At 42.2% G+C, this 14237-nt stretch carries 9 protein-coding genes; 4 read left to right on the top strand and 5 right to left on the bottom strand.

Annotated elements, in window-relative coordinates; translation table 11 throughout:
• Positions 1-92: 92 nt before the first annotated feature.
• Positions 93-1388 carry a hypothetical protein gene (locus BMY80_RS10465; RefSeq protein ID WP_093143450.1) on the bottom strand — a complete coding sequence of 432 codons (1296 nt, stop codon included), beginning with the start codon at positions 1386-1388 and terminating at the stop codon, positions 93-95.
• Positions 1389-2399: 1011 nt separating this feature from the next.
• On the opposite strand from BMY80_RS10465, the gene BMY80_RS10455 reads away from it, so the two are divergent.
• Positions 2400-4661, top strand: coding sequence for a hypothetical protein (locus tag BMY80_RS10455; protein WP_093143430.1), 2262 nt, complete (start codon positions 2400-2402; stop codon positions 4659-4661).
• A 211-nt stretch (positions 4662-4872) separates the two neighbouring features.
• Complete coding sequence (locus tag BMY80_RS10450) at positions 4873-7377, top strand: alpha-amylase family glycosyl hydrolase (RefSeq protein ID WP_093143426.1); 2505 nt, start codon at positions 4873-4875, stop codon at positions 7375-7377.
• A gap of 210 nt (positions 7378-7587) precedes the next feature.
• On the opposite strand, the gene BMY80_RS10445 is transcribed toward BMY80_RS10450, so the two are convergent.
• Entirely contained in the window at positions 7588-7884 is a 297-nt protein-coding gene (locus BMY80_RS10445; protein WP_093143424.1) for a hypothetical protein, read from the bottom strand.
• 585 nt (positions 7885-8469) lie between these two features.
• Between BMY80_RS10445 and BMY80_RS10440 the strand changes: the two genes are divergently transcribed.
• Together BMY80_RS10440 and BMY80_RS10435 are read left to right on the top strand one after the other, a co-directional pair.
• The gene (locus BMY80_RS10440; RefSeq protein ID WP_093143422.1) at positions 8470-8760 is read left to right on the top strand and encodes a nucleotidyltransferase family protein; all 291 of its coding nucleotides are present in this window, start codon (positions 8470-8472) and stop codon (positions 8758-8760) included.
• The gene (locus BMY80_RS10435; RefSeq protein ID WP_093143420.1) at positions 8747-9154 is read left to right on the top strand and encodes an HI0074 family nucleotidyltransferase substrate-binding subunit; all 408 of its coding nucleotides are present in this window, start codon (positions 8747-8749) and stop codon (positions 9152-9154) included. Before BMY80_RS10440 ends, BMY80_RS10435 begins: the two co-directional genes overlap by 14 nt.
• A 383-nt stretch (positions 9155-9537) precedes the next feature.
• On the opposite strand, the gene BMY80_RS10430 is transcribed toward BMY80_RS10435, so the two are convergent.
• The 3 genes from BMY80_RS10430 to BMY80_RS10420 all read right to left on the bottom strand — a co-directional run bounded on the left by BMY80_RS10430 (position 9538) and on the right by BMY80_RS10420 (position 13795).
• Positions 9538-10644 carry a hypothetical protein gene (locus BMY80_RS10430; RefSeq protein WP_143066519.1) on the bottom strand — a complete coding sequence of 369 codons (1107 nt, stop codon included), beginning with the start codon at positions 10642-10644 and terminating at the stop codon, positions 9538-9540.
• A gap of 26 nt (positions 10645-10670) precedes the next feature.
• Entirely contained in the window at positions 10671-11996 is a 1326-nt protein-coding gene (locus BMY80_RS10425) for a hypothetical protein (RefSeq protein ID WP_093143416.1), read from the bottom strand.
• 341 nt (positions 11997-12337) lie between these two features.
• The gene (locus BMY80_RS10420; RefSeq protein ID WP_093143413.1) at positions 12338-13795 is read right to left on the bottom strand and encodes a 5-methylcytosine restriction system specificity protein McrC; all 1458 of its coding nucleotides are present in this window, start codon (positions 13793-13795) and stop codon (positions 12338-12340) included.
• Positions 13796-14237: the final 442 nt, after the last annotated feature.

Genomic DNA, 14237 nt, shown 5'->3' with positions numbered 1-14237 from the left:
ATGCCATGTCTAATGAATGGGGTAACTTGAATTTTAGTTGTCCGAAATTATGGATAACTAAAATTTTAAATGTCCTTGACAAAGGGTACAGTTCAATGATAACGGCGGTTGCGGATCATGTAGTGAAGGTAGATGTCCGGAATATCCCTGTTCACGAAATCAACCGACAGAGTAATGTTCATTCCCTCCGTTACCATTGCATGGATCCCCAGATATCTAAGAGGATTGTCATTGGGTATGCGATCCGTAATTTTCATCATTTCAGAAGTGCTGCATCTGAACAGTCTGTTGTCACAGTCCAGGTTGTTGAAGAGAAGATAAAGGTATCCCAAAGCCTTATTGGACTGCTGAAGAAGATTAAGACTTCTGAGATGACAGATTCTTCTGAGCGGAATCGGACATGCAATGAAGACAGGTACAAGCTTTGGGTTTTTAACCAGAATCCCGAACAGCGGAAACGAACAGTACGAAGGTTCCGAATTTTCTTCTGAGTTTCGGGCACAGCTTTCAAATGCTCTGCAGAGATAGGAGTTCAGAAATCTAAGATTCAGAAACTCAAGTTCATTCTCCGTCCTGCCTGAGCATGATTTGAGTTCCCTGAAGCATTCGTAAAGGAGATGTCCTTTTCTGACGGTACCGGAATTTCCGGCATCAAGGAGATTATGGAGAGCCTGATTTCCGGCTTCGGCTTTCCAGTCGGCATGTTCCTTTCCGATACAGCAGGAACCTGCATCAGAGAGAGTGGTGATCCCCTTAAGGTACTCGCTCATGAAATTGCCTGACTTAAGATGATTTATGTAGGCCAGTATTTTCCGTCTGGGATCTTCGGAGTAAATGCCTGCAGAGAGCTCCGACATACCGCCTGCAGAACGTGCAGGCACTGAAGATTTTTTTTCGGGGTCAGGTACCCCGCTGTTAAGTCTTGAGTCTATGGTGATGCGGTGGGCTTCATTGTGCAGGGCATAGAGCTTCCGGATGTCGCAGAGAGGTGTGGAATCAGCACCGGTATTTTTTCCTGAAACAATGCGACTTTCTGTTTTACCGCGGAAGCATTCCCGGTTCCTGTTGGTCTTTGCAAGATCCATGACCGCCTCAATCAGAACCTCTCGCTTGTCATGAAGAATCTGCGACGCTATGTCGCTGAAGTCCTCAATGATTTCATCCTCTTCGGTACTGTCCTCATCAAGATACATTTCCACGTCTGAAGTTCTGAGATCGCTGATGTCATCAACGTCGCCGTAATCATTCCGACTGCCTGATTCTGCGTTCCTGAAACTGCGTACAGCCTCGTTTGCCGCTCGTTCGTCAGCGTTAACTTCAGAAGCGTTACCCGGTCTGGCGGTGCGTCCGTCCGAATTCCTGACTGATTTTTCGTTTTTATCGTTCATTGCTTTCGATTCCCCGATTTTTTCATGTGTTAAACAGTACCTGACTTAACAGGTGTGCGTGCAAGGTATGACACCTGATAAACGTGTGGCAGAGCTTCAGACATATGTACGGAATCAGCAGGGCTGAAACAGACATACGGCATCAGACAGGAAAACGGATACGACGGAATGATGAGACGGGAATAACCGGTAACGATCGGACGGAAGGGCTGTTCCCCGCTAACGGCAGGGAAAAAATAAATGAACGGCACTGTAGTGAAGTCTCTGAAGTCTGATGAACTGATTGTTCATCCGGGAGACTTCAGGCAATAATCTGACGGGTGCGAATTAAAGCACAACAGTTCAAAAACATCCATAATTTTTTTTGAATCGCGGTTTTGTTGATTATTATTTAAGCAATCAGAATGTAATATATCAGCTATAAAAACTATGAATAAGGATATATTTTATCGACACGGTGCGAATACCCCGTGCGTTTTCTGAAAACGGCCCTGAATTTCAAAATCGATTGATTCATGGGATTGCTTCGCCGATTCGAAAAGTAACAGAAACGCGAATAGTGATTTTGAAAAAATGAACTGCTGTACAAAATATCCTCAGGAATCAAAAAAATTCCCAATAATTTAGCGCTTGAAACAAAAAATATGATTGTGTAAATTTATGTGCATCAAGTCACAAAAACAAACGTGTAACCAGCCAGACAGTCGGAAGAAAATGACTGACGGAAAATGCACACGGGATAAATACAGCATAACGAAAGGACCGGACGGCATTGTTTTAAGGCAATATCTGACAGTATTGCATGCCTTCAGCATCGATAATCATAACCGACAGCAGACAGCGTTACAGGCAGTCTGTAATCAGGGACTCATGGATTGATAATGTCATGTCTCAACGGCATGGTCATGGACAGACGCATAAATATAACAACAATAATCAGCTTTTTAGAATCATCACTGAAATTTGAAAAATAAACTTTTACTGGCTACTTGATAAAACGGGATCGTAAACATGAGTATTGATAAAAGTTTATCAGATATTGAATCCATACAGGCTGCTTCGGGAGAAGACGGCATCCTCAGAGACGGAGATGACGGGAATATGAATTCCGCAGTCGGACTGTTTTCCGAAATCCTTCCTGAAAATTTCTCGGATACCGTGTTAAGCGAGAATTACGGCGAGGTTTCGGCTCTCTCCAAAATCATAACCGATGAACCCGGACTCATGCTTCTTGCCGCCAGGGAATCCATTCTGAGCGATATTGAAAAGTGTGTGTTCGACAGCGTCAGGAATGAATACGGCTGCGAATGTCAGAGCAACTTCAAAGGACCTGAAAATACCGCAGAAGATTCATCCGAGAATAAGGCGTGGGAACCGGAGGATTCAGACAGAGTGAAGTGTGACGGAAGTGATTCACTTAACGCTTTTTGTCACGATGAAAGGACAGATGAATTCGGTACTTCATATGACGGGTTATACAGTGAAGACTGTTCGTTTTATGAAGCCGAAACGGAAATTTCAAGCAGCGACATTCTGAAGCTTCCGGCTGACGCATCCTCATCTGATGAGGTGGAAAATTTCAGAAGCAGTGATGTATTCGCTCTCTTCAGAGAAGCTGAAAAAGCATCCCTTGCGGAGAAGAGTTCCGCGGCAGACAACTCGGTCTGGTGCGAATTAAGTACATCCGTTTTCAGCAAGAATACAAGGAAGAAAAATTATTCTGACTATAACCGCACACTGCAGAAGGTACTTAATTCCCTCATTGCAAACGCAAGGGGAAGAGGCACGGATTCGGTTTCAGCAAGGGACGGGAAAAAGCATTCGGTATCTCAGCATGATTTGATAAGACTGGATTCATCAACTCTTTCCATTATCAGGGAATACCTCATGGCTGACGGCCTTTCAGTGTCTGCCTACAGAGGCATAAAGTTTGTTCTTGACTGCATGTCCGTGTCCGCATGCGAAGAGAAAAATGATTCACCTGCAGGAGACATCTTTTACAGAAGCAGGGATCCGTTTCTTGCCATAAAGCTTGATGAATACCTGACTCATGCTTTTGCCGAAGATTTCTGCAGTGATGGTTCTTCCGATGCTCCGGACGGCAGTCAGTCTGACTCTCACACCGGGAACGGAACAGGGGAGCCGGGCAGATGCATCCTCAACAGAATCTATCATCACGTATTCAGGGACAGGGTGATAAAACCCAGAAATCTACCTGAAAGCGCAGACGTGGAATTCATCAACGGATATACGACGGAGATTGTTCTTGCCAGAGTCGTGTTTGCGGTTATGTCGGCAGCGGAAAGAGCAGGAATGGACACCGTGGAGTATCTGGATTTCATCGGTACGTCCGTAAAGGATTACGAAAAGCTTAAGACTGAATCTCTTTCCGTATCGGATTCAGGTTCAGAGACGGATGTTTCAAGGGTAAGAACTCTGGAAAATCTGCTTAAGACCGATATTACCGGAATGACGTCCTATATGAAGCTTAATGCCTCCGCACCGGAAAATCTTCTCAGGCTCAGGATTATGGATCGCCTGGTTGATACGGAAATCTCCGGCAGAAAGTATGACGGCGCCATGTATGAAATGGCGGGGAATCTGCAGAAGAAGGGACTTCCGGTTCTGTGGGCCATCAAGCTGCTTCTAAATTCTCAGACGGGCGATATAAAGAACAAGACCCGAACACTCAAGAACAATCTGCGCCTTCTTTTCGACGACGGCAGGTTCCGTGACATGACCGGAATACGCCGCCGGAGTAACGAGACCGGGCAGTCGGGGAATTCATCTCAGAAAGGCAGAATATTCACCAACAGAAAGGCTTTAACCGTAAGACAGGAGAGAAGATTCAGTCAGCTTGTCGAAACCTCGGCTCTCATCATGGCGGTGTCTCTCTTTGCCTTTTCTGAATTCGAGCTGCTCTTTAATGACAGAAGCACATTAAGATATCTCATGAATGCCATTCATGACTTCAGGATCATTAAAGGCGGAAACTCCCCGGAGGATTCGGAAAATCACGCCAGAAAATATTCAGTAAAGCTTCGTGTTGCAGAGACATCGGAACTCAGTGAAAAAATCAGAGGTCTTGCTCTGAGGATTGTTTCCGCACCGCGCATAGAACTTCTGTATCTTGCGGTATTTACCGCCATGACCATGACGGAACCGGAGGAGTGCTACGTGGAACTTCTGGCAAAGGAGTTTGACCGGATTATCGGTGAACTTACTTCCGGAAGGAGCATGCTGGTGATGCAGTGGAGATTTGCAGGAGCATAGTCAGAAATTCGCGCAGCCATTGTCAGTAAACACCCGGAGCCCTGTGTGATTTTTAATGAAATATCTTGAAAAAGATCGTTTTGGTTAAATTTCTGTAAAAAATATGTAATCAGATTTATGTGTTCATCAGACAGAGATTTATACTTAAATAACGTACTTTTTTATAAGTTTTATTATATAAATCAATCATAACAGCAAAGGTGTTGTGCAAATGCATCATAACAGGATAAATCAGATTTCCAGAGCGGTTCTCACGGCGTGTCTGCCTGTTGTCTCAATGGCAATCTTTAATGTGGCCGGGGCTCAGAACTACGAGGAAGAAATGGTTATACTGCACCCGTTTCAGTGGTCGTATAACAGTATTGCAAAGGAATGTACGGAATATCTGGGCCCAGCCGGGTTTGACGGCGTGCAGATTTCCCAGCCTGCCGAACATATCTCCAAAAAGGGCGTCTGGTGGGCGGTTTACCAGCCGGTGAATTTCAAGAACTTCACTACCATGACCGGTAATGAAAATGAACTCAGAGCCATGATCAGAACCTGTAATGATGCAGGCGTGAAGGTCTTTGCCGATGCTGTGTTCAATCAGCGTGCCGGAGGTTCCGGTACCGGCCTCGGCGGTTCTTCCTATCAGAAGCGTACCAGATATGCCGACGGTTTCACTTCGGATGACTTCCATCCGGGGTGCAGGCTTTATGACTACTCCAGTGCAGATAACGTGCGTCTGTGCGACCTGAACGGCATGCCGGACATCAAAACCGAAAGCAGCAGTACTCAGGAAAAAATCGCCGACTATCTGGCCACTCTGATGAACATGGGCGTACACGGCTTCCGTATAGATGCCGCCAAACACATGAAGTACACCGATATTGATTCCATCATCAGGAAGACTGCCAAAAAGACCGGCAGAAGACCTCCGATTTATATGGAGGTTATCGAAGGCATCAACGAAGCTGCGGATATCTATCCTGACAAATACACCTATATTGAAAATTCGGTGGTAACCGATTTTTCCTATGTCCAGAACATAAAGAATGTTTTTGACAGCCGTAAGTTCGGTGATGCGCTGAAGCTTAAGGCAAAGTACAGGGGGAATTCTGAAGTGTTTGTAAACAATCACGATGATGAATACAAGCGCTGTTCCGCAGGTTCCTGCTCAATGTCCACCCAGAACAATCCATACTATCATCTGGCTCAGTCCTGGATGGCGGTATGGCCGGAAGGAACCGTAAGACAGATTTATTCCGGATATTCATTCTCATCTCACGATCCGGCAGGTCCGGTTTCCGCTTCACGCTGTACCGGCGGATGGCTGTGTCAGCACCGTGAACCGATTGTTCTTAACGCTCCGCGCTTTGCAAGAGCCACCCGTGGCAAAAAGGTTACAACCAAGGGATATGACAGCGGTATTCTGTGGTTCAACCGCGGCAGTAAGGGCTTCTATGCCATGAATCCTTCCGGCAGTGATGTTAAGCATACCTTCACCGTGGAAATGCCTGACGGAGACTACTGCGATATTCTCGGAGCAAAGGATCCTGCCAGGGATCCATGCGGAAAGGAAGTAAAGGTCAGGAACGGCAGGGTTACCCTGACTATCCCGGCAAAGAGCGCCATGGCAATCTGTACCGATGAAAACTGGTGCGGCAGGCACAGGGATCCGTGTGAGACTGATCCATACGGCGCAGCCTGTCTCTGTAAGGACCAGACCGTTGATAAGAACGGCGTCTGCGAATCATTCTGTTCGGCAAATCCTTCAGATGAAAAGTGCTTCTGTCTCCTTAATCCTGATAATGAGGAATGCGTGAATCCGATAGAGAAGACCAAGGGCCTTCTCTGCTACACCGGTACCAGCAATTCCTGGAAATTCGAGGAAATGGCGTACAGCAAGAAGACGGGACTCTGGACCACCGAGGTTACTCTTTCTGAAGACAGCGGTCAGAGCTTCAAGATTGTTGACGGCTGTGACTGGTCTGCCGGCGTCATTTACGGCAAGTCCAGTACTTCCGGCAAACTGAAGGTGAACGATTCTAAGGAAGGCAATGTTCCGATTGATCTCAGACAGGGCGTATATGAGCTCAGTATCAGGGATGCCGATATGACATATGAGTTCAAGGATGTAACTCCCGTTCCTGAACCTCCTGTACCTCTTGCGGCTGATTTCACCTGTACCGTTTCCGGTTCTACCGTGGAATTCCATAACAAAACCGCTTTTAATCCGGAGGACGACATTGCGTACTTATGGAATTTCGGCAACGGGGAAACTTCATCGGTGGAAGAGCCTGTTGTAGTATATGATTCCCTGGGCAAACACCTTGTTTCACTTCTTGCATCAAGTCGCATTTCCGAAGAAAGCAGCAGGGTGACAAGATATGTTGAAATCACCGAGCTTACCGGGAATCCGAAAGGTGAGACCTTGTGTTATTCCGGTACTGATACTGACTGGAAGATGGAGCCGATGATCTACAATTCCACCGTAGGCTACTGGATGAGAAAGGTTGAACTGGACGGATCAGGCAGTCAGAGATTCAGAATTATCAGCGGCTGTTCATGGAATGAAGGTAATGTTCTCGGCGGAAACGGAACATCAGGAGTTCTGATTAAGAGTGACAGTTTTGCTCATGATGCGGTACACGATCCTGAACTGAAGGGTACCTACAGACTTCTGGTAAAGGATAATGCTCTCGAATACAGATACAACAGATATCCGGACAGATAATCCCGCCTTAAGAAAATCAGCCATCAGGTTCTGCTGATGACTGATTGAAAATGAAAAAGAGGAATGAGCGTGAAGTTCATTCCTCTTCTTTTTGGCGATTAATCAGATTTGTTTCGGAATGGCTGTCATGTTAACCGGAATATGCCGGCTCGCAGTTTTTTCGTGAGATATACCGAGCTCACGGTTAAATGCAAAAAATGTTTTTTGAAATCAGAGCTTATTAATTTTATCAAGCTGATAGGTCAGAATTGAATCAAAGATATAAGGACTGAAAAAGAATAACAGCAGTATCATGATGGATATAACTATCAGGATTATCTGTCCTGGAGTCGGAGTGGATATATGTATCGGCCATCCGCATTTACGGCACTCAACCTGTCGCCATGATGAGCTGTATTCTTTCCAGGCATGACTGCCGCAGTTCGGGCACGGTCTGTCGTATCTTGTACCTGCAAGACTGTTCCATGCAGGATCTTTTTCGTTTTCTTTAGGGTATTCGTTATTCATTTAAATTTTCCAGAAGGTCTGTTTCAGACTCTGGTATTACTGCCTGTATTGGACGCATTTTATAACATTGTACAATCCCTGTATATTGTTTTTAGTGTACCATCAATTAGTTTATTATGAAGTAATGATTATTTAGTAAGAGATAAAGTATTTTTAGTGTGATGTCTGATAAGAGGAACAAAGTATGTAGCCGAGTTACCTAAGAGATGAACAAGGATCATTTAACTGAAGTGATGTTTATCAAAATATGGTTAAAAATTATTCGAAATGTGTGAATTTTTGACTAAAGTGCTTTAATCCGCACAAAAACTATGATCTGGTTGTGATATTATCCTCAGAGCTATAAGTTGTCATCTTTTGAACAACCGATAATGGTTAGGTTAAAGTAAAAGAAGGATGTTGTCATGAATATTGAACTGTTGCAAAATCTGCAATAGTTCAATTAACCACCACTACCCGCAATACTCGCATTCCGATCCGGCGAAGACCATTGCATGAGCATTGACCGGATAAGCATAGACTTTAGAAATCAGAACCGACATGCTTATAAAATACTAATGCACAATTGCTAAATTTGAGAGTGATATGAGAAGAGACATACCAGATGTTGTTTTAAAGGATATTACTATGTTTGCTGAAAGAAATTCAGTAAATAAGGTTATTCTTTTTGGCTCTCGTGCCAGGGGAACAAATACTGAAAGAAGCGATATCGATCTTGCTGTTTATGGCGGCGACTTTGATGCGTTTTATTGGAATATCCATGATAGCGTTAATTCGCTATTATCTTTTGACATCATTGATGCCGATAAAAACATTTCTGAGAAATTAAAAATGGAGATTGAAAGGGACGGTATAGTAATTTATGAAAAAGTTTGAAAATTTCTCCAATTGCTTAAAAGTGTTGAAAAAGGCTGATTTTGAGCAGGCCTCAGAAAGCGAAATATACAGAACCGGAGTAATAGCTCAGTTCAACCTAACATTTGAACTTTCCTGGAAAGCCCTCCAGGAAGTATTGAGAATTCATGGCGTTGAAGGGGCTGATGTTGGTTCTCCTCGGGAGATTCTCCAGCTTGCCTATAAGGTTGGTTTTATTTCTGATTCTGCCACGTGGCTACTGATGCTAAAAAAGAGAAATCTCTCTGTTCATGTATATAATGAAGAAGAGGCTGATGAGCTCGTGTCACTGATACGTGATAGTTTCATTTCGACATTTACGGTTCTCGAAGAAACGTTGAAGGCCAAAATCGAAAATACAGATAATGAACTTTAAGTCTACTACCCGCAATACACTCATTCCGAACCGGCAAAGACCATGCCATAGGCTTTGACCGGTTTGTCCTTGAATTCCAAAAGGGGAGGTGTAGACCTGTTCCATTTTCCCTGCCAAGGAGAAGCCAATTTGCGAGAGGTGAACCATCACTTGGAGGAGGATATTTCACATATCAACTATTGCCGTACTTTTCAATTATCCGAATAACCCTAATGCGATAATTGATTTATGTGTAGTAAGTAGTATGGTTTTATGATGCTTTTCACATTAGTGAACCCAAAGAAGGCTCTATACTGTGCATAACTCCTTACAAATCAACGTATTATGCACATTTTTACCTCGTATCAAAGACGGCGTGATACTAGAGCCTTGTTGTGCTAGCATTATTTCTTTTTTTTCGGATAGAGTACTATTCTTCTGGTACTTTCATCAGTGCTGAATGACCTGTTACTGAAAATAGTTATAACCACCTTCGTAGCCTTGCCTCCATTTATGCCATCCGTTGCAGAATAAACAACATCCGTATTTCCCATTGGATACATGTACAGCCATTTCTCGTGATATTCGCCGTTTCCTTTCAGATACCATGTGCTGGTGTTCCATGGATTCCCTCCGGGAATCATTTTGTATTTTACTCCGTCAATGGTCAGAGTATTAAGCTCATAAGTGAAGTATCCTGAAATCTTTTCCCGCTCATTGGCCCAGTTCTTTTCTTTTATTTTGAATCTGAAATTGCCGTGAGGAGCATGGAATCTGATTTCATTCCTGTAAATCAGATTGTCTTCCGAATATTCTGTATCAACTCGCTCTGCGTGGTAGACATTGCTTAAACAGGTGCCGTCAGGTTCTCTGGTAATCATGATTATCTTGCGGAATGGATTGAATTCCTTAAGTTTTTCGGGACAGAAGTTTACGTCTTTGTCAGAACAGTCGATATTTTTAATTTCACCGCTGCCTGTATTAAGAAGATTGTAGTTGTCGCCGACGGCAAAATTCATGACCAGTCTGCCGGTAGGTTTTTCCTTTCTGTTTGGTGTAATGTTGTAAATAGGAGCACCTTCAAGTGAGTTGTTCACCCGGTAGTAGAATTTCATTGGTTCCCCGGCCCAGGTTATGGAATTGTACATCCAGTCTACCAGCGGAAAGCTTCTTGAATTCATGTCATAGCTTTTACTGACATAATTCGTGTCGTTTACTCCGGTAAGAATCTTCGGAATGTCATGAACGTATATGTGGTTTCTGGTGTTATGGATTACATAGTAGTCAATGGCACTCTGAATTTCACTTTCAGCACAGAAGTTGTCATATACGGTCTGTACTTTGTCTTCCGGAATTGATGCCTGATAATCCGAGGTTATGGCTGTAAAAAGATCCTGAATTTCATCAGAGCCTGCGGGAACGTCAGCATGAGCTCCGAGACACATGAGCATACCTGAAAAAGCGCAGCAGATCTGAAGAATTGTCTTTTGTTGGGTTTTAGCTGTTTTCATATGCATTTTCTCCATATCTGTTGTTCCTACTTAACCTTTTTATCTGCTTTTTCAAGAGGCATGCGTTCACACTTTCCTTCGCTGTCCCTGATGAACAGAACCATTCTTTCGTCCGGCGGAATACAGGAGTTTTCCTCAGAGCAGGAAAGGTTATCGAAAATGACGTTGCTCTTATCATAGTCACCTTCGGCTACTGCAACTATTTCTCTGTCATCTGCAGTAAAGTAAATTAAAGGATTTTCCGTTATTTCGGTTTCGTAGGTACTGCCGCTGTAGGTAAGAACAGCCATGGCAGCTTTTTTGTCATAGGTTCCGCCACCTTCCTCATCAGGAATTTCTATTTTAATGGTTCTGGATTCGAATCTTAATGAGGTACTGCCGTCAGTGCCTGCATAGGAATCCATGCCTGAAGCCACCTGTTCAGGATTAAAGGAGAATCCTTCCGTATAAAGACGGATTTCACTGCTCATGTTTCTGTCAAACGGGCAGAAATTTAGAGTAAACTTTTCAGCAAGAACCAGTTCTTCAGCATCGCAGGTGTCAGAACCTTTTGCTCTTGAAAATACATGAATGAACGGTACTGGTCTGCATCTGCCCGGATAGAAGCAGTAGATCTCGTTAAATTCTCCGGGGGACAGAATCATGTATTCACGTGTTCCGTCCGTATATACGGGAGCTTCATCAAATGACAGGGGATCTCTTGTCAGATTCAGTTTCTTTCCGTTAAGCGTGAAATCAACGGCACCTCCGGCTGTATCCTCAAGCGGCGTCATTACAATCTTTGAATACCCTGTATCAGAAAAGTTTTCGTAAGTGCCTCTGTTAAAAAATACAGTGGAGTTGTGTGCCATCATGTTGATTTTGGCATCTTTTTCTCTGTCTCCGCAGAATTTCAGTTTTGGAAATGTCGAACCGTTGCATCCGGCATGTTCTATTCTGTATATGCCGTCCCCTGTGAAGTTTATGGAAACGTATTGGGCATCGGTTTTCTGCTGAGTTATGTTGAATACCTGTCTGTTGCCGTACGACACTTCCGCAGCTTCGGCACCTGCCTGATTATTCAGATAATCTTTTAGAATCGGAATGACTTCACTGCCTCCGAGCAGTTCTTCCAGACTGTATGATCTTAGTTCATCTGCACTGCGGAATCTCGAAATTCTGTTTTTAACGCACATGGTTATTGGATACTGCAGAGAGTTAAGTATTGGCCCGGTACTGTTGTCATTAAGAGATTTCTTCAAAGCTTCAATAATGCTGCTTTCAGATGTATCACTATCAGCAGTGGCTCCGTTGAGAAGAACGGCAGACAGCAAAAATACAGAAGTCTTCAGAACTGTTTTCTTCAGTTTCATATACATTCCCGTGTGGTAAATATCCGTGAGATCATCGGAAGAGGCTTAAAAAAAGAGTCTCTTTCCGTGTATAGAATCTAATCAATAATAGGTAATTATGACAGTACGGACGGGAGTCTTCTATTTTTAACATTCTTTACTTCTGAATAATTCGGTGTCATTCACAGTATTGACTTTAGGACTGTTGCGCTGGTTCCTTTAATTTTTGTTCTCCAATTAAATCAGTTAGCAGTACTATGAAATATAATTGGTGAACAGAAATAATTATCTACCATTTACTGGAATAAAAATAAAAAAGTTAGTCCAGATTGTAGATCTAAGTTATCACCAGTCGCATACTGCTAATGAATCATTTGAGAGAGCTCGTTGATGAATTCATTTTCTGCATCTACTATGGCAAATTCATCTGAGTTATTTGAATTTTCTTGAATGTTACTTTTTCCCTTACTCTGTTTATTCTTGTTATTAGGTAATACAATTTCTGTAGCTTTCTTGCCGACATAAATCCCGGTAACACATAAAGAATCTCCATTGTTTCCTAGTGGGAACAAACCAGAACAACGTTTCTTTTCATCAGATAGTTTTTTAGATAACGGGTATACCAGAAATGATGTTGAGGAAGGCAAATCTGGTGTATTATTGGAATATCTATGTTGAAAAAAAGAATGATAGTAGGCGATCTGATAAAAATCATCACGATCAACATCTGTAGCATTAAATCGCATTTGCTTGAATTTTGCGTCGAGTACCACTATCTTTCCGCTACCTATATTTTTAAGTACAAAATCCGGTATGATTTTTCTTTGGAAAAAAGAATCATTACAAGTATCGTAGCTATATTGTGATAGTACTTCCCATTGTTGCAGATTCTTTTTAAGCAGTTTTTCCAAATATTTTTCCCATAGCGCAGAAACATCCACAAGAAAACCATATGTGCTTTTTGTTTCAATAGAATCATCAGTAAGACTACCTTTATTCTTTAATATGATTTCTGCGTATTCAAGAACTTTTTTATATCCGGAAAATAATGGATTTGATAGCACCTTGTGATTTTTAGCTTTATTTATAATTTTGTTTGTTATGACGGTCGTGGTAGAAGACTCTGAACTAAACAGACTCGGATCTATTCTTGAATAGCTTTTAATTTTATGTGTTTTTATTAATGTTAATGTGGAGTGGATAACCTCACATATTTCTTTTACAGGAAGTCTTTTATTTAATTTCTGAGTAAATGAACATGATCTACCAAGCTCATTTTTTATGTATTTCGATAGACAAATTTTACCTGATAGTCGACTGCTTTTTTGCTCTATGATTTGATACTCACATGGAATTCCATTTATTAGTGCTTTATTAAGCGTAGAAAGAAACAGATATTCGATAATCTGCTTAGGTAAATCTCCAAAATCAGAGTTTACAAACTCAGCATGATGTTGAGTTATGTAGATGTCATTTGATACATCCAGCATTCTATACAGCAGTTCAGGGTTGTATCCGGTATTAATCGTTATTTTGGTTACTGTATTATTTACTTTGTGTGACAGAATACCTATATATTTTCCAGTATAAATTTTACCCTGTTCTTTATCAAAATCAATTACGGGAAAATCGTCATTATCAGTAAATGTAGATGAATTGTTTTTTTGGAAATGTTCAACATAAACAGATTTATGTCTATCAAGATCACTTTCGTATATTCTTGGTATGGACACTTTAGTAAATTCTGGCAAATTAACCTTAATAATGCTTGTAGCAGGTAAAATAACCTGTTCTGTTGTAATTTTTTGCTTTTTTACCATTTAATGACTCATTTATTACTGTTTGCTATCTGGATCTTTAGTAAATTTGTCTTTAGCTTCGTTCAATTTCTTTTCAATTTCACATTCTTCGGTATAAAAAGCTCTCAGATATTCTTTTAAAGTGAACTGTACCCTTTGTCAAGGACATTTAAAATTTTAGTTATCCATAATTTCGGACAACTAAAATTCAAGTTACCCCATTCATTAGACATGGCATAAATTAAGTGCCCATTCTATTGGACATACCTTTAAATTATGAGGTAGGTACTCTCTGTATTTACTACGGGATACCCCCGTACTTGTCCTCGGTTACCCATTAGCGAAAGTAGCATGCTGAGAGTACCGAGGGAATCTATATCACTCCCTAATTAGGGAATCCTCATGTCTGAGTTACGTTGCTGATGTCTGTTTCTACTTGTTCTGCTCCCAGTTCCGAGGCTGT

Source organism: Ruminobacter amylophilus (genome assembly GCF_900115655.1).
Classification (GTDB): Bacteria; Pseudomonadota; Gammaproteobacteria; order Enterobacterales; family Succinivibrionaceae; genus Ruminobacter; species Ruminobacter amylophilus.
The sequence above is the reverse complement of the archived record's forward strand: the minus strand, read 5'-3'. Positions and strand labels throughout refer to the sequence as shown.

Coding starts and splice junctions, on each gene's coding strand:
- BMY80_RS10420 (WP_093143413.1), bottom strand. CDS start 13,795: ATGGTAAAAAAGCAAAAAATTACAACAGAACAGGTTATTTTACCTGCT.
- BMY80_RS10435 (WP_093143420.1), top strand. CDS start 8,747: ATGAAAAAGTTTGAAAATTTCTCCAATTGCTTAAAAGTGTTGAAAAAG.
- BMY80_RS10430 (WP_143066519.1), bottom strand. CDS start 10,644: ATGAAAACAGCTAAAACCCAACAAAAGACAATTCTTCAGATCTGCTGC.
- BMY80_RS10465 (WP_093143450.1), bottom strand. CDS start 1,388: ATGAACGATAAAAACGAAAAATCAGTCAGGAATTCGGACGGACGCACC.
- BMY80_RS10445 (WP_093143424.1), bottom strand. CDS start 7,884: ATGAATAACGAATACCCTAAAGAAAACGAAAAAGATCCTGCATGGAAC.
- BMY80_RS10425 (WP_093143416.1), bottom strand. CDS start 11,996: ATGAAACTGAAGAAAACAGTTCTGAAGACTTCTGTATTTTTGCTGTCT.
- BMY80_RS10440 (WP_093143422.1), top strand. CDS start 8,470: ATGAGAAGAGACATACCAGATGTTGTTTTAAAGGATATTACTATGTTT.
- BMY80_RS10450 (WP_093143426.1), top strand. CDS start 4,873: ATGCATCATAACAGGATAAATCAGATTTCCAGAGCGGTTCTCACGGCG.
- BMY80_RS10455 (WP_093143430.1), top strand. CDS start 2,400: ATGAGTATTGATAAAAGTTTATCAGATATTGAATCCATACAGGCTGCT.